Raw genomic sequence first — 16209 nt, 5'->3', positions numbered from 1 at the left:
TCAACCAATTATAGCGAAAAATTTACAAAAGTCAAGAAAACCTATTTTTTGTTTTTTTCTAAATCAACTATAGCAGACTTGACCAAAGAAAGCAACTTTTTATCATTCATTTTCATTGCATTCTGCTCTGCCCTGTAAAGATGAACACCTGCCTTAGCATATTGTCGTAATTTTGTATAAGTAATGCCCAGATGGATTTGTGCCAGGGTCATTCTACTAATATCGTTTAATTCCTGGAATATGGCAAATGCAATTTTCAAAAATTTGAGTGCCTGGGTATATTCACCATTAATAATAAAAACCTTGCCGAGCAGGCCCGAAGAAATACCGAGCTGTCTCCGAAATCCGAGTTCTTTTGCGATTTGGAAGTTCTTTTTGTAATATTCTATCGCTTTTGGATAATCACCCTGTTTTTCAAAAACTGCACCACAATTACCCAATGCTGAACCTACACCCATTCTATATCCGGTTTTTTCCGCTGCGATTAAAGCTTTATTATAATATTGTATTGCTTTTTTATAATCGCCTATTTCTTGATAAACAAGTCCAATATTATTAAATGTCGTTGCCATCCCCAACTTATCATTAATCTTCTTATCCAAAAGAAGACATTTATTATAGTAGTGCAGGGCGTTATCATACTCATCCCGGTTAAAAGCAAGCAGGGCAATATTACTCAAAACCCCGTTCATCCCATAATCATCTTTTAATTTTTTGTATATATTCAATGCTTTTTGAAAATATTTTTCTGCTTGAGCATAATTGAGTTCACGCCGGCAGATTACCCCCAGTAGATTAAAAATTCTTGCTTCAAAATGAGGATATTTTTTTATTCCCGGAAATTTTTGTAATTTATATATAAACCTGCGGGCATTTTTCAAATCCAATCTCCCCGTAATTAACAATCCAGAAATGCGAAGGATAATATCTACTCTGATTGATCGATCAAGTTTTTTGAAAATTCTGAGAATTTTATCATACTCTTCAATCGCCTTTTCATACTTCCCAATTAACCCATATATTTCTGCCCTATTTGTAACCGCATTAATCAAAAGTTCCTTCCTCTTATCTTTATCCATTTTATTGATTACCTTCTGCACTAAGAAGAGACTGCGTTTTTCTTAACCATACTTCAGAACCAATCTTTTTAAAGATATTTGCTGACCTATTCAAACATTCATTTGCTTCGTATTTATCTTGATCCTTAAGCATTTCACCAAAATAGTAGTAAGTTTTTGCCAGTTCAAACTGTTGTCCTAAAGATTCAAAAATCTTAATCGCCTCTATGAATTTTTTTTCTGCCATTCTTTTTCTATCTTCTCCGTTCTGTGCCGAATAAATTCTCGCCTTTAAAAAAATCGCCTCGCCCATCCCCTTTTTTGAACTTGTCTCACTGGCTAATCTATGTACTTTCTTGCAATATTCCATTGCACATATAAATTTCTTTTTTATAACCATTAATTCGCAGTAGGCAATATATATTCGCATTAAACTATCCTTTTTTTCGATTTCATTGGCTATTTTTTCAGCCCTTTGCAATAATTTAAAGACGCGCCCAAAATTTTGTAACATTATGTTAACATTGGCCAAATGGATCAAACAAACAACAACACTGTTAAGGTCCTGAATTTTGCTATTGATTTTAAGTGACTTTTTCAGGTAGCAAAGTGCCCTGTTATAATCGCCTAATACCAGATATATATAACCCAGATTGTTATAGATTGTTCCCTGTCCGCTTAAATTACCAATTTTTTCCCAGAGTATTATTGCCTTTTCAAAACTTTTAATCGCCTTTTTGTAATTCCCCATAGCAATATACACACTTCCTATATTATTATACGCCGTAGCCTGACCTTTTAGTGCCCCTATTTTCTTCTTTATCAACAATGACCTATAAAAATACTCTACTGCTTTATCATATAATCCATAAGCATAATAAATAACACCAACATTATTATAACTTTCGGCGATGCCTTCATTATCACAAATCTCTTCTCTGATTTTCAAAGCTTTTTTGTAGTATTCCAATGCTTTATCATTCTTTCCCAAAGAATGATAAATCGTTCCCATATTATTAAGAACATAAGCAAACCCAACACGAACATTATCCTTACCAAATAATCGCAAACCAATTTTATAAAATTTCAATGCCTTTTTATAATCTCCGAGCGCATCATATACAATTGCGATATTAACAAAATTTGTTGCTATGCCTTCATTATAATGAATTTTCTCGTTTATCTTAAGGGATTTATTATGATATGTTAGTGATTTCGAATATTTATCTTTCGCATAATAGACAAGTCCAATAATATTATAGCAATTTGCGACCCCTTCATAATTTTTGCATTTCTTATAAAAACGAATCGCCCGCGCTGATGTTTTAAACATATCTTCATAACTATTTAATGAATGATAAATATAACTCAATTGTAAAAAACAGTCCGCAAGTAACTTATAGTCTTTAATTTTTTCGGCAGCCTTAATGCCATACAGAATATCTTTTATACCAGTTGTGTTCTTTCCGATTATGTTCAAAACCGATGCCCTTCCCAATAATGCCCTGATAAGAAGTGATAATGAAATTTTATTAGAATATTTTATTTGTTTTCTTTTATACCCATTTTCCATAAGGTGTTATAAATATATTTAGTATGGGTAAAAAGTCAATAAAGTTTCTCAATTATTATAGGAGCAAAATTTCAATCCCCTCTTTCCCTCTTTTATAAATGGGGATAATGGGGGATTATTAAATGAAAACCAAAACTTCTGATATTTAAAAAACTCAGTAACTGACTCTTAATATTGAAAAATGTGGAAATGGGTCAGCAGTAAAAATTATTGACTTTATTTTAATTTTAAAGTATAATTAATTATGAAGTTTATGAGAATAAATTTTATACTACTTTTTTATGTTATAGTTATTTTGACATTTTGCAGTAAAAAAAATGAACATGGTCCAGTCAAAACAGTAAAATTAGAGGAAAATACCGACTCAATATTTGCCAATCCCGGAATGGGCTGGCAGACATTTTACCGAGCCGCCAATAATGACCCGAACCTCGCTGGACTGCCCACCACCACAATTTACCGCAGGTTCAGCTGGTATGAATTAGAACCCACCCCAGGAAATTTCAATTTTGCACTCTTTGAAGACTGGCTAAACAGGGCAAAGAGTAATGGACAGAGATTAGCCTGGCGTTTGATGATTGCGGCGGTCAGCCTCTCCTCTTCAACACCCTTATTGGGCTATGCGCCCCTATGGTTGATGGATGAAGGAGTCAGTGGCTGGATTTATTACTACGATGGAAACGGCAATAATCAGCAAGACCCTAATGAACCAGATATCTGGACACCTGATTTGGCTGATTCCCTCGCTGAATATTACCATAACCGCCTTGTTCAAGAATTTGCGCGAAGGTATTACGCAAATCCTTATATGGACATAATTGATATTGGTTCAGTAGGTCTGTGGGGTGAATGGCATTTTTATGCCACAAAAATAAAACAGATAATTGGTAACCCACCAACTGGTGGAACGATTGGAGGTAGAATACCGATGTATTCGGAAACTGTCCGGAAAAAAATAATTGATCTCTGGAATCAATCCTTTCCATCTCTACCCAAAGTAATGCTAATCGGTGATTCTCTTGGTATGTATTATGCTACAAACAATCTAAGAACTGGCTGGCGTGCTGATTCCTGGGGCGATATGAATTGGCATATGCCCTATTTCTATGACCAACAATTACAAAAAACCAGTGCTACCGAAGCCTGGAGAAATGGACCGGTGGCATTAGAACCAGGCTGGAATATGGAGTACTGGCAATCGCAGGGCTGGGATATTGATTATATTTTACAATGGGCGATTGACCACCATGCAACATATATCCAGAATAAGAGCGGGGTTATACCCGCGGACTGGATACCAAAAGTTAAAAATGCCTTGAAGAAAATTGGCTATCGGCTGGTTCTTCGCGAGATTCAAGTTCCCGAATATGTCTATAAAAATTTGCCTTTTGAAATAAATATGCTCTGGGAAAATACTGGTTCAGCACCACCTTATTTTGATTATTACTTGCATCTGAGATTAAAAAGAGAAAAAGACAATGTTTTTATAAAATGGGATTCACCGTCTTTACTATCGATCAAATATTGGCTTCCAGGGATACATAATGAAAAGGTTGAAATAACCCTACCCGATGAAATACCCGTAGGTGAATATGAATTGTACCTTGGGCTATTCAGTCCATTTGCAGAACATACCCATCCCAACTTAAAATACATTAAACTCGCAATCCAGAATACCGCGGATTCAGAGGGTTGGTATTTATTAAGCACAATAGAAGTGAAATAATAATTACTTAATGCGCGCTTTATTGGCAAATCCCTGGATATACGATTTTAAGGCATTTGATTTCTGGAATAAACCTCTGGGGTTGCTCATAGTTGCAGACATTCTAAAAAAATCAGGATGGGAGATTGATTTTATTGATTGTATGGACAGATTGAGCCCTTATTTTAAAACCGAAACAAAGACGGATATTTACGGACGAGGCAAATATCATTATGAAATTGTTGAAAAACCACAAATATTTAAAAATATACCAAGAAGGTTCAAACGATATGGCATCCCTGAAGAAGTATTCATCTCTGCATTAAAAAAAATTAAAAAACCCGACCTCATTTTCATCACCTCCTCAATGACCTACTGGTATCTCGGTGTATTAAATGCAATAAGAATAATAAAAAATCATTTTTCAGAAATACCGGTAATACTTGGTGGATTGTATGCAACGCTGTGTAAAGAACATGCAGAAAAGTATTCAGGTGCTGATTATATAATACCCGGCAATGCTGAAGATTGCTTAATAAAATTTTTAAACGAAAAAGGCTATCTAAAAAATAAGCTTGATAGAGAATCTACATTTCCTGATTTTTCTCTTTACAATTCATTGAATTATGGTGTTATAATCACATCAAGGGGATGCCCATTTAGATGTTCTTATTGTGCGACAAAGATATTATCACCTGATTTCTATTATTATGATAATAAACTGATACTTCAACAAATTCATAATTTATCTAAAAAAACAGATAACATTGCGTTCTTTGACGATGCCCTTTTATGTAATCCAAAATTCCCCGACCTTCTTGAAAAAATAATAGCAGAAAATTGGAGATTGAATCTCCATAGTTCAAACGGTCTCCATTGCAGATTCATTGATAAAAAAATTGCGCAACTTATGTATAAAGCAAATTTCAAGACAATGTATTTAAGTCTTGAAACAACAAATCCTGAGGTCCAAAAGAAAACCGGAAATAAAGTAAACACTGCTGAATTCCTTAAGGCAGTTGAGATTCTAAGACAGGTAGGTTTTACGCCAAATCAGATCCATGTTTATCTTTTATACGGAATGCCCGGGCAGGATTATGAAGAAATTATTGAAGGTATAAAACTCTGCCATCGTCTCGGTGTCAATCCACATCTCTGCGAATTTTCACCTATACCTTTCACTGACGAATACTCAAAATCAGAACTGACCCCTGAAACAGATCCATTATTTCACAATAACCATTTTTATACATGGTATTATCAAAATAAAAAATCAGAGATATACTCAAAAATTAAAAGACTCTTATCAAATAAACGGGCATTATAACGGCAGTTTAATATTTTAATGGTCACCAGCTAATACTGAATTTATTGACAATCTTCTTACTTTATGTAAAATAACCCGTGCACCGATACCTATTATTGTTAACATTAATACTTTTCACATTCTGTTCTAAAAGAACCGGTGATTTAGTTATCGCTGGTTCTACTTCGGTCCAGCCTTTTATAGAAAAACTTGCTGAAGAATATATGATAAAAAATAAAAATATCAAGATCAATGTCCAGGGTGGTGGTTCAACTGCTGGCATCCAGGCAGTATTTAATAAGACCTGCGCAATTGGAACTTCATCAAGGAATCTCCATACAGAAGAACAGGGGTTACATTCATTCATAATGGCTATTGATGGTATCGCAATCGTTGTGCATCCATCAAATCCTATCAAAAATTTAACCCATGATGAATTAAAAGACATATTTGCTGGTAAAATCACCAACTGGAAAGAAGTTGGTGGACCGGATAAAAAAATATATGCGGTTACAAGAGAAGAAGGCTCCGGAACAAGGGGGGCATTTGAAGAATTGATAATGCACGGGACTGCGATAAGTGATGCTTGCCTGGTCCAGGATTCTAATGGTGCGATACGGGAAATAGTCGCAAATACTCCACAGGCGATAGGATATATCTCAGCAGGACTCGTTGATAACAGGGTAAAGGCATTATCAATAGATAGTGTTGCACCGACGCTCGAAAATTATAAAAACAGCAGTTATAAATTCTTAAGACCATTTTTACTTTTGACCCTTGAAGAACCAAAAGGCACAATAAAATCATTTATTGACTATGTTCTGTCAGACGAAGCCCAGGAAATTTTAATGCATGAAGGTTTGATACCGGCAAACATATTTCAAAAATGAAAGAAAAAGTGTCGGAAAATCTTTTATTAATAATCTCTTTCTCTGCGATAGTATCGCTATTATTGATTACAATCTTCATCTTTGCCCAGGGGCTACCCCTTATTTTTAAGGCAGGATTCAAAAATTTCTTCTCAACACACTGGGCACCAACAAAAGGACATTTCGGCATCACCTCAATGATAATCGGCTCTTTATTCGTTACATTTGGAGCACTCATTGTTGGCGTCCCCCTTGGGTTAGCATGTGCAATATTCCTTGCAGAATTCTCTCCACCCCCAGTCCAGAAAACACTAAAACCGATAATTGAATTACTTGCCGGCATTCCTTCGGTTGTCTATGGATTCATTGGTATTGTCATTCTTGTTCCACTGGTAAGGGAAACATTCGGTGGTTCTGGCTTCTCAATCCTTACCTCAAGCCTTGTCCTTGGTATTATGATTTTACCAACAATCGTGAGCATTTCATATGATTCCCTCGTTGCAGTTCCCCAAACATATCGTGAAGGTTCTTTTGCACTTGGCGCAACAAAATGGCAAACTGTCTTAATGGTTTTATTCCCTGCCGCCCGTTCCGGCATAATCGCTTCAATAATACTGGGAATGGGCAGGGCGATAGGTGAGACAATGGCAGTAATCATGATTGCTGGAAATGCGTTAAAAATTCCCCATTCAATCCTTGATTCGGTAAGAACAATCACCTCAACGATTGCATTAGAACTTGGTTATTCAACTGGTGATCACCGCCTTGCACTCTTCGCCTGTGGTTCAATACTCTTTATTATCATCATTATTTTAAATATTCTTGCAATAAGGATTGCACGGAGAGAATGACATTTAGAATCGGACCAAGAACAAGTCAAATAATTGCCTATATTGGCTTATTGATATGCACAATCTTTGTAATATCTATCCTTTTCTTTGTCATCATTTTTGTTTTTAAAAACGGTTTTTCTTCAATAACCTGGGAATTCCTCACCCAGCCCACAAAGGCAATGGGTAGAGAAGGAGGTATATTCCCTTCAATAATTGGAACATTACTGGTAACATTGGTTGCAATCATAATTGCCACTCCCTTGGGTATCGGCACAGCCCTTTATTTAACCGAATATACAAAAGGTGGGTGGGTAAGAAGGATCATCAGTTTTGGTGCAGATTGTCTTGCTGGTGTCCCTTCTATCATATTCGGACTGTTCGGATTTATCTTTTTTGTGATTACATTAAAATTAGGCTGGAGCATACTTTCCGGTGGCTTTACGCTTGCAGTAATGATTCTGCCCACAATCATTAGAACATCAGAGGAGGCGATAAAGGCAGTACCTAGTGCATATCGTGAGATAAGTTATTCTTTAGGTGTTGGCAAGATTGATACAATACTCAAGATTGTCTTACCCACGGCATTTCCGGGAATCGCTACCGGCATAATCCTTGGCATTGGTAGGGCTGTTAGCGAAACTGCCGCTGTTATATTTACTGCAGGTTCGTCTTTGAATATGCCCACTGACCTTTTCTCATCAACCCGCACCCTTGCGGTTCATTTTTATATACTTGCCCGCGAAGGAATATCAATGTCCAAGGCATATGGTACTGCAACCGTCCTGATCATCAGCATCTTAATCATCAATTTCGTTGCCTATAGATTGATGCACAGGTTTATTGCCCGTTATTATTAAATATGGCTACACCTAAAATATCAATAAAGGGATTAAATCTTTTTTATGATGACATTCATGCTTTGAAAAATATAAACCTGGATATATATCCAAATGAGATATTAGCAATTATAGGACCAGCAAATTCCGGGAAGAGTTCTTTTCTCCGCACACTCAACCGCCTCGCGGAATTGGATGGTGCTAAAACTGATGGGGAAATAAAACTTGATGGAGTTAATATAACTGAGATACCGATCAATGAATTGAGAAGAAAGGTGGGGATGATCTTTGCCACACCTGTGGTATTGCCAGGCACTATCTACAAAAATATTGTCTATGGACCTAAGATGCACAACAGATATACAAAGAAAGAACTTGATGAACTCGTTTATTTTTCTTTGTCCTCGGCTGGGCTCTGGGACGAAGTCAAAGACAGATTATGGGACTCGGCATCCTGTCTTTCTGGTGGTCAGCAGCAGAGGCTCTGTATTGCACGAACAATCGCACTCAAACCCGAAGTGATAATGATGGATGAGCCCTGCTCAGGACTTGACCCGATCTCCACTACTAAGATTGAAAAAACAATGCTTGCATTAAAAGAAAAATTTACATTTATTCTTGTTACCAATAATACAAAACAGGCAGCAAGGGTAAGCACAAGGACCGCATTCTTTTTAAATGGTGAACTCATTGAGATAGGACCAACCGAGCAGATATTTACTGTACCAAAGGATAAACGGACAAATGACTATATTATAGGACGGTTTGGATGATTATCAAAACCACGAATCTCAACCTTTTTTATAATAAGTTTCAGGCGCTTAAGAATATCAATCTTGAAATAAAAGAAAATCTCATTACTGCATTGATTGGTCCATCTGGCTGTGGTAAATCAACACTCTTGCGGGTATTCAATAGAATGAATGACTTAATTCCTAATGTTAAAATAACTGGGAGTGTCATAATTGATAATGAGGATATCTATTCTCCATTGTGTGATTTGATATTTTTAAGGAAAAAGGTTGGAATGGTATTTCAACGCCCCAATGCCTTTCCCCTTTCTATTTTTGATAATGTAGCATACGGTCCAAGGGTCTGGAATATTACAAATAAAAAAGTTCTTGAAGAAATCGTAGAACGTTCTTTGAAAGCAGTAGGTATGTTTGATGAAGTAAAGGATATTCTGAAAAAATCAGCACTCACACTTTCTCCAGAACGCCAGCAGAGACTCTGTATTGCCCGTTTACTCGCAGTGGAACCAGAAATTTTATTAATGGATGAACCCTGTTCTGCCCTTGACCCGATTGCTACGGCTCGGATTGAGGAATTATTAATAGAATTGAAGAAAAATTATACAATCGTTATCGTTACCCACAATATGCAGCAAGCTGCAAGGATTGCGGATGATGTTGGATTTATGCTACTTGGTGAATTGATTGAATTTGATAAGGCAAAAAAGATTTTTACAAATCCGTCTGATGAGAGAACTTTTAACTACATCAGCGGAAGATTTGGTTAAAAACAGGAGGCACAATGCCAGGTTATTTTGATGAAGAATTGAAAAATTTGAAGAATGAAGTCCTTACAATGGCAACACTCGTTGAAGAATCAATCACTAAATCCCTGGAGGCACTCAAAAAAAGGGACATAAAACTCGCCCGTGAAATAAGGGATATTGATAAAAAGATTGATAAAATGGAAATAACAATTGAAGAGAAGTGTATAGAACTTATTGCCCGACACCAACCAGTGGGTTCTGATCTAAGGTTTCTCATAGGAGTTATAAAAATGAATAATGACCTTGAAAGGATGGGAGATCACGCTGTGAATATTGCTGATTGTGTTGTTTTTCTCGTTGACCAACCAAGGATAAAACCCGTATCCAATATCTGGACAATGGCAAGGATTGTTAATGATATGCTCAAGGAGAGCGTTGAGAGTTTTGTCACAAATGATGCGGTTAGAGCACAAAAAGTTTGTGAAAGGGATAGCACGGTTGATGAAATGCGGAATGAAATTATCAGAATAATGTTGACATATATGCTTGAAGAGCCGGAAAAGATTGGTTCGGCGATTCAATATTTTCTCGTTGCGAAGAATCTGGAAAGGATTGCTGACCTTTCAACAAATATCTGTGAGGATACGATTTACATAAGCCAGGCGAGAATAATCAAACACCATATTGAAGAAGAACAAAAAAAATGATAGTGGTAATTTGTTTTTCTATTTTGAAGGACGAATTTGTAACAACTTAATTTTTGATGAATTTTTAACCTCTTCTGAGTTTGCAATAAATCCTGCATTTTGATAATATCGTCGTGCGCTTAAGGTATCACCCATCACAAGTGCAACATCACCAGCCAAAATCAATGCCTTTGCTGATTCATCCCGGCGGTCTCCAAATTCTTCACTCGCCTGAAGATAGCATTTCAATGCCCGAGAATATTCTTTCAAACCAAAAGAAATGTTTCCGAGCTCAACAAGAATCTCGGGTTGATGAGGTTGTTTTTTAATTAATCCACCCAATATATCTTTTGCCTTTTGTAAATCACCCTGTTTCTTTAGTATCTCTATCCAGAGCAGATAAGCATCTTTAACAAATTTTGAATCAGGAAAATCCTTTATAAGAGTTTGTAATACGACGAGTGCCTCGTCAATAAACCCAATTTTGTAATATATACCAGCAATTTCTTTTAAAGCCAAATCTTTATATGCATCACAGTCATTTAATCTTGTCCAGAAATAAAGGGAAGAATCATACCTTTCTTCATCCCTGTACTGATTCCCGAGTTCCATAAGTGCGTAAGGATACAAATTTTGCAGGTTCTTATTTAAAACTATTGAGTATAATTTTTTCTTATAATTTTGCACATCACCAATGATTTTATAAATCTTTATCTCTTGGAATAATACATCACTTAGAAGCGGTGACTCAGGATAGGTAATTTCCAACCTGTAAAGCATAGTAAGTGCTGCATAATACTCTTTGTTCTCAGTATGCAATTGTGCTATTCTTAACATTGTCTGAGCAACTATACGATCAGATTTGATAGAATCAGCATATGTATCAACAAAATTCTGCAATGCATCGATAAGTTTAGGATACTTGCCAAGATGGTAGTTAATCTCATTGACCCTTAATTTGATTTCTAACATTAATTCCAACGGTAGTTCCAAATTCTCAATCTTTTGATAAACCTTAAGTGCCGAATTATATTTTTGCTGTGCAAGGTATGCCTCTGCAATTCCCTTCAGAGCAGACACTTTAAACTCAGAATTCGGATGGATTGTATTTAATTGTTGCCAGAAGTCAATCGCTTTTTCATAATTCTGTTTTTTGAAGTTAATTTCACCAAGCAAATATAGCGCATTATGATTATGGATTGACGATGGAAATAATTTATTATGTTGAATTAATAATGATTCTGCCTCTTCAAAATCATAATTCGTATAGGCAGTGTAGGCTTCATAAAATAGCAAAGAATCATCAACGATTAATAGTTGCTGACAGAGAAAATAAGAAAAAACAAAACTATTCAAGTGGAACATCAGAAACAAGAATCTTTATAAGTCTATGACATTTTGTATCATATACAAATAAAATCTGATACCCTGCATAAATAGGGTCTTTATAAATATGGGCGAAATAACGGAGTACCAGAAATTTATTTGCGTCATCAAGCCAGGTAAATTTGTATTGATAAATAAGGTCTTCTTTAAGTTCAAAGAATTGCTTTGTTATCCAGGGCAGTAGTTCAATATTTTTTTCTATTTCACCACGATATCTCTCGACCAATTTCTCATATTTACCAGGGTGGGGCATATAAATGAGCGTTCCCCTGTAATCCCCCTTTTCAACCCACTCAAAATTCCCCTGCCTTATTTTATGCCAGATATCTGAATGATGGCATAAAAGCACAAGCAAACAAAATAAAAGCACAAAATAAATTTTGATCTTTGAAATTTGACATTTGTAATTTAACATCACTCTGCCCTCGGATGTTTTAGTTTATAAACTTTTTTAAGATGTTCAGTAGTGAGATGTGTATAGATCTGAACCGTAGATAAAGAAGAATGTCCGAGCAGTTCCTGAACTGCCCTCAAATCCGCGCCATTTTCCAATAAATGTGTGGCGAATGTATGACGCAGGATATGTGGATTTGTCCCTGAGGCATCCGCAATTCTTTTTAGATATCTGTTAACTATCCTCTGCAAAGAACGGGTGGTCAGGCGTCCGCCCCGGTAATTTAAAAAGAGTGCAGGTGGGCTTGATGGTTTTTTGATTTCACTACGTTCCCCGAGATATTTCAAGATCGCTGTCTTTGCGACCCTGCCGAGCGGGACTATCCTCTCCTTTTTACCTTTTCCCCTTACCCTCACTTCTTCTCTGTTAAAATCTATATCTTCAAGATTCAATCCGACAAGTTCACTCGCCCGCAGGCCACAGGAATACAATAACTCCATAATTGCCTTGTCTCGTCGGTTATCAATCTCAAATCCCTTTTTTATTTGTTCATAGGTAAGAAGTCCAGGTAAATGCCTTTTTATCTTCGGCGTCTTTATTCCGACAACCGGATTGCTCTCAATCAATCCCAATTTTTTCAATGTCTTAAAATAAGTTTTTATCGCTGATAATCTCCTTGCTGCGGTCCGTGAATCAAAACCATATTTTAATAAAAAAGCAACATACTGGGAAGCTGCATTCTTGTCAAATCTTTCAATCCCCTGTTCCTGGAGATAACCGAAAAACTGCTCCAGGTCCTTCTGATAATTCCTCAATGTGTGTACCGAATAATTCTTTTCTTTTTTGAGGTAATCTATAAAATTTAAAATTTTGTTTGAAAGATATTCTATTTCCATAATACAAATTATTTTAACTTATTTTCTCCGAAAGTCAAGAATAATCTCGGCCTTATAATTTAAGAATACACTTTAGATTAAGCTTAAAATACTATTTGTATCCATTCACGACCATCTACCCGGGATTTCGGTCTTACAGAACTTACATTTGCCATTTTTTATATTCATCTGGAGGATGCTATAACCCTTCCTTTCTATAATAACCTTCTTACACTTCGGGCAGAATGAACTCTCTTCTTTTATACCAGGGACATTACCAATATAAACGAATAACAATCCTGTTTTTTTTGCAATCTTTGCCGCCTTCTGTAAGGTTTCAATCGGTGTAGGGGGGAGATTTTGTAATTTATAATGTGGATAAAATCTTGAGAAATGGATTGGAACTTCCATTCCCAGTTCATCCCTTATCCATTCGCACATTCGCTTTATCATCTTTTCATCATCATTCTTGGTGGGAATGATCAAATTGGTAATCTCGAGCCAAACTCCATTCTTTTTGAGTGTTTTTAATGTATCAAGCACTGGTTGGAGTGTGCCACCTGTTATATCTTCATAGAAATCCTCACTAAAACCCTTCAAATCAACATTTGCACCATCAAGATATTTTACCAATTCTTTAAGCGGTTCTTGATTTAAATATCCATTAGAATGGTATATATTAAGCACTCCATTCTTATGTGCGATTTTTGCAATATCAAGCATATATTCGTAAAAGATAGAGGGCTCGGTATAGGTATATGCTATTGCGGGTTTTTTGTACTCCAGTGCAAGTTTCACCATCTGCTCGGGCGAAACCTCTATGTTATCTGTATCTTCAGGGCTCGCCTGCGAAATATCCCAGTTCTGGCAATTTTTACAGTTAAAATTGCAGCCAGCAGTTGCTAAAGAAAGTACCGTCGTCCCGGGTAAAAAATGGAACAATGGTTTTTTTTCAATGGGATCTATATTATTGACTGCGCAGGGATTGGAATGGACGAGTGTGTAATATTCACCATTTATATTCTTCCTTGCCCGACAGAATCCTTTTTTACCATTGGGAACAACACACATCCTCGGACATAAAAGGCATTTAACCACTCTATTTGGCAATTTTTCGTAATACAATGCGGGTTTAGATATAATCAAACCAATTTTTCTATCGAATTCTTTGGCAGTAAGGTTTTTTATTACATCCTTGAAAAAGGACCCGGTGAATGTAATAGTTCCAAGAATTTTTAAGAAGTTCCTTCGTGTAATAACTTCCTCAAAAAAAAGCATATAAGATTATAATAACCAAAAAAGAAAAGTCAACAATAAACGCCGTATTTTTTACTTGATTTTTTGAAAAAATCAATTATAATTAATTCCTTAATAAATAAAAAGGAGGTATATAATGGAGATTAAAGGCTATAACATGCCTGAAGATTTATATTATCACGAAGAAGATGCCTGGGTTAGGGTTGAAAGCGACGGAACAGTAACAATAGGTATGGATGACTTCTATCAAAAACAGGCAGGAGATACCACCTATGTGGATTTGCCATTTGAAGGGGACACCATAACCCAGGGTGAAACCTGCGGAAAAATCCAGTCTTCAAAATGGGTAGGTAAGTTCGTCGCACCAATCTCGGGAGAAATAATTGCCGTCAATAGTGAACTTGAAAACGACTGCCGATTGATAAACAAAGACCCCTATGGTGCGGGATGGATAATTAAAGTTAAACCTTCAAATCTGGAAGCAGAATTAAAAAATCTCGCCCATGGTCCTGAGGCAATCCAGAAATTCATTGACGACCACCTGGCAAAGGCACAAAAGGGAGGATAAGTAGCAAATGCCTAAATATCCAACATACCAAAACTACCTAAATTTGATTTTTAGGTATTTAGGAATTCAGGCGTTCAGGAATTTTTATAAATGGGGGGTTTTATGGAACTCCAGGTCCCTTATGGAAAAGATGAAAAACTAAATGTCCGTATTGCGGACAAGAATGTACTCAAGGTGGTCTATCCCAATGAAGTACAAAAGCAAAATGAATCGGAAATCCTGCTAAAGGCTGTTGAGAATCCAATAAATTCGAAAAAATTTAAGGAATTTTTATCTGATGCGAAAGATGTATTATTTATTGTAAATGACGGCACAAGACCAACCCCTACTGCAAAGGTTCTTGATATTATCTATGACCAGATCAAAGATAAAAATATAAAATTTATTATTGCAACCGGTGTCCACCGCGCACCAACCCAGGAAGAATTTGATTTTATCTTTGGAAAGTATTATAATATCTTCAAAGAACGGATCTATGTCCACGACTGCAAAAAAGATGAAGATATGGTCTTTATCGGCACATCAAAAAATGGCACCGAGATGTATGTAAATCGTCTTGGCATGGAGGCGCACAAGATTGTCATCATCGGCTCAGTAGAACCGCACTACTTTGGTGGATATACTGGCGGCAGAAAATCATTCTTACCAGGGATTGCATCGAGAAAAACCATAGAACAGAATCACAAGCATGCCTTAAAACTATCAGCCCAGGCATTGGTCCTTGATGGGAATCCAGTACATGAAGATATGATTGATGCATTAAAAACGATTGCGGACAAAGAGATATTTTCTATCCAGACCGTGCTTGATGGTGAAAGGAATCTCTATGCAGTCACCAGTGGGCATATCCATGATTCTTTTTATGCGGCGATTGATAAGGCAAAAGAGGTCTTCTGTGTAAAGATTCCTGAAAAGGCAGATATTGTAGTAAGCATTGCTCCATACCCTATGGACATTGACCTCTATCAGTCCCAGAAGGCACTTGATAATGGCAAACTTGCATTGAAGGAAGGCGGCATTCTGATAATGGTTTCAAAGTGCCGAACCGGTATTGGCGAACCTGCATTCTTTGAATTGCTATCATCCTGTAAATCTCCACAGGATGCCCTTGATACAATTGCCAAAGGTTACAAACTCGGCTATCACAAGGCTTCAAAGATGGCTGAGATTGGAACATGGGCTGAGATGTGGGGAGTAACAGATTTAGAAGATAAAGATATGGAGGCGGTATTTATAAAACCATTCCATAATCTCCAGGAGGCAATTGATAAGGCAATAGAGAAAAAAGGGAAGGATGCCAAGATAATATTTTTAATGGACGGCAGTATCACAGTCCCGATGGTGAGTGCTTAAATTTAAAATTTG

At 36.4% G+C, this 16209-nt stretch carries 16 protein-coding genes; 10 read left to right on the top strand and 6 right to left on the bottom strand.

Going from position 1 to position 16209, the window contains the following annotated elements:
* Window positions 1-41: 41 nt before the first annotated feature.
* Window positions 42-1079, bottom strand: a complete 1038-nt coding sequence (locus ABIL69_03780) for a tetratricopeptide repeat protein (protein MEO0123104.1) — start codon at window positions 1077-1079, stop codon at window positions 42-44.
* 1 nt (window position 1080) lies between these two features.
* On the bottom strand, window positions 1081-2631 hold the full coding sequence (locus ABIL69_03775) for a tetratricopeptide repeat protein (GenBank protein ID MEO0123103.1): 1551 nt from the start codon (window positions 2629-2631) through the stop codon (window positions 1081-1083).
* A 244-nt stretch (window positions 2632-2875) separates the two neighbouring features.
* Between ABIL69_03775 and ABIL69_03770 the strand changes: the two genes are divergently transcribed.
* The 8 genes from ABIL69_03770 (at window position 2876) to phoU (ending at window position 10385) form a co-directional block, all read left to right on the top strand.
* Window positions 2876-4357: a DUF4832 domain-containing protein gene (locus ABIL69_03770; protein MEO0123102.1), complete on the top strand. Its 1482-nt coding sequence runs from the start codon at window positions 2876-2878 to the stop codon at window positions 4355-4357.
* A 10-nt stretch (window positions 4358-4367) separates the two neighbouring features.
* Window positions 4368-5663 (top strand): radical SAM protein, encoded by a 1296-nt coding sequence (locus tag ABIL69_03765; GenBank protein MEO0123101.1) that lies wholly within the window; start codon window positions 4368-4370, stop codon window positions 5661-5663.
* A 77-nt stretch (window positions 5664-5740) separates the two neighbouring features.
* Window positions 5741-6532: a phosphate ABC transporter substrate-binding protein gene (locus tag ABIL69_03760; GenBank protein MEO0123100.1), complete on the top strand. Its 792-nt coding sequence runs from the start codon at window positions 5741-5743 to the stop codon at window positions 6530-6532.
* On the top strand, window positions 6529-7362 hold the full coding sequence (gene pstC / locus ABIL69_03755) for a phosphate ABC transporter permease subunit PstC (protein MEO0123099.1): 834 nt from the start codon (window positions 6529-6531) through the stop codon (window positions 7360-7362). Before ABIL69_03760 ends, pstC begins: the two co-directional genes overlap by 4 nt.
* On the top strand, window positions 7359-8201 hold the full coding sequence (gene pstA, locus ABIL69_03750; protein MEO0123098.1) for a phosphate ABC transporter permease PstA: 843 nt from the start codon (window positions 7359-7361) through the stop codon (window positions 8199-8201). The genes pstC and pstA overlap by 4 nt, the downstream gene beginning before the upstream one ends.
* Before the next feature lie 2 nt (window positions 8202-8203).
* The gene (locus tag ABIL69_03745) at window positions 8204-8953 is read left to right on the top strand and encodes a phosphate ABC transporter ATP-binding protein (GenBank protein ID MEO0123097.1); all 750 of its coding nucleotides are present in this window, start codon (window positions 8204-8206) and stop codon (window positions 8951-8953) included.
* A complete protein-coding gene (pstB, locus tag ABIL69_03740) occupies window positions 8950-9699 on the top strand; it encodes a phosphate ABC transporter ATP-binding protein PstB (GenBank protein ID MEO0123096.1) in 750 nt (249 codons plus the stop codon). Before ABIL69_03745 ends, pstB begins: the two co-directional genes overlap by 4 nt.
* Before the next feature lie 14 nt (window positions 9700-9713).
* A complete protein-coding gene (phoU, locus tag ABIL69_03735) occupies window positions 9714-10385 on the top strand; it encodes a phosphate signaling complex protein PhoU (GenBank protein ID MEO0123095.1) in 672 nt (223 codons plus the stop codon).
* Between the two features lie 18 nt (window positions 10386-10403).
* Here the strand turns inward: phoU and ABIL69_03730 are convergent, their stop codons facing one another.
* The 4 genes from ABIL69_03730 to amrS all read right to left on the bottom strand — a co-directional run bounded on the left by ABIL69_03730 (window position 10404) and on the right by amrS (window position 14297).
* Entirely contained in the window at window positions 10404-11720 is a 1317-nt protein-coding gene (locus tag ABIL69_03730; GenBank protein MEO0123094.1) for a tetratricopeptide repeat protein, read from the bottom strand.
* Window positions 11713-12165 (bottom strand): hypothetical protein, encoded by a 453-nt coding sequence (locus tag ABIL69_03725; protein MEO0123093.1) that lies wholly within the window; start codon window positions 12163-12165, stop codon window positions 11713-11715. The genes ABIL69_03730 and ABIL69_03725 overlap by 8 nt, the downstream gene beginning before the upstream one ends.
* The gene (xerA, locus tag ABIL69_03720; GenBank protein MEO0123092.1) at window positions 12165-13040 is read right to left on the bottom strand and encodes a site-specific tyrosine recombinase/integron integrase; all 876 of its coding nucleotides are present in this window, start codon (window positions 13038-13040) and stop codon (window positions 12165-12167) included. Before xerA ends, ABIL69_03725 begins: the two co-directional genes overlap by 1 nt.
* A gap of 105 nt (window positions 13041-13145) precedes the next feature.
* Window positions 13146-14297, bottom strand: coding sequence for an AmmeMemoRadiSam system radical SAM enzyme (gene amrS, locus ABIL69_03715; GenBank protein ID MEO0123091.1), 1152 nt, complete (start codon window positions 14295-14297; stop codon window positions 13146-13148).
* 115 nt (window positions 14298-14412) lie between these two features.
* On the opposite strand from amrS, the gene gcvH reads away from it, so the two are divergent.
* Both gcvH and larA read left to right on the top strand, forming a co-directional pair.
* Entirely contained in the window at window positions 14413-14844 is a 432-nt protein-coding gene (gene gcvH, locus ABIL69_03710; protein ID MEO0123090.1) for a glycine cleavage system protein GcvH, read from the top strand.
* A gap of 102 nt (window positions 14845-14946) precedes the next feature.
* Entirely contained in the window at window positions 14947-16197 is a 1251-nt protein-coding gene (gene larA / locus ABIL69_03705; GenBank protein MEO0123089.1) for a nickel-dependent lactate racemase, read from the top strand.
* Window positions 16198-16209 lie beyond the last annotated feature (12 nt).

The sequence above is a fragment of the candidate division WOR-3 bacterium genome, from assembly GCA_039802005.1.
Classification (GTDB): Bacteria; Hydrothermota; Tepidihabitantia; order SM23-42; family JAOAFX01; genus JAOAFX01.
Note: the sequence above shows the minus strand (reverse complement) of the source record. Positions and strands in the feature narration are given on the sequence as shown.

Excerpts from the sequence above, each read along its gene's own strand:
- ABIL69_03780 (MEO0123104.1), bottom strand. The coding sequence starts at position 1,079 with ATGGATAAAGATAAGAGGAAGGAACTTTTGATTAATGCGGTTACAAAT.
- ABIL69_03775 (MEO0123103.1), bottom strand. The coding sequence starts at position 2,631 with ATGGAAAATGGGTATAAAAGAAAACAAATAAAATATTCTAATAAAATT.
- ABIL69_03770 (MEO0123102.1), top strand. The coding sequence starts at position 2,876 with ATGAAGTTTATGAGAATAAATTTTATACTACTTTTTTATGTTATAGTT.
- ABIL69_03765 (MEO0123101.1), top strand. The coding sequence starts at position 4,368 with ATGCGCGCTTTATTGGCAAATCCCTGGATATACGATTTTAAGGCATTT.
- pstC (MEO0123099.1), top strand. The coding sequence starts at position 6,529 with ATGAAAGAAAAAGTGTCGGAAAATCTTTTATTAATAATCTCTTTCTCT.
- pstA (MEO0123098.1), top strand. The coding sequence starts at position 7,359 with ATGACATTTAGAATCGGACCAAGAACAAGTCAAATAATTGCCTATATT.
- ABIL69_03745 (MEO0123097.1), top strand. The coding sequence starts at position 8,204 with ATGGCTACACCTAAAATATCAATAAAGGGATTAAATCTTTTTTATGAT.
- pstB (MEO0123096.1), top strand. The coding sequence starts at position 8,950 with ATGATTATCAAAACCACGAATCTCAACCTTTTTTATAATAAGTTTCAG.
- phoU (MEO0123095.1), top strand. The coding sequence starts at position 9,714 with ATGCCAGGTTATTTTGATGAAGAATTGAAAAATTTGAAGAATGAAGTC.
- ABIL69_03725 (MEO0123093.1), bottom strand. The coding sequence starts at position 12,165 with ATGTTAAATTACAAATGTCAAATTTCAAAGATCAAAATTTATTTTGTG.
- xerA (MEO0123092.1), bottom strand. The coding sequence starts at position 13,040 with ATGGAAATAGAATATCTTTCAAACAAAATTTTAAATTTTATAGATTAC.
- amrS (MEO0123091.1), bottom strand. The coding sequence starts at position 14,297 with ATGCTTTTTTTTGAGGAAGTTATTACACGAAGGAACTTCTTAAAAATT.
- gcvH (MEO0123090.1), top strand. The coding sequence starts at position 14,413 with ATGGAGATTAAAGGCTATAACATGCCTGAAGATTTATATTATCACGAA.
- larA (MEO0123089.1), top strand. The coding sequence starts at position 14,947 with ATGGAACTCCAGGTCCCTTATGGAAAAGATGAAAAACTAAATGTCCGT.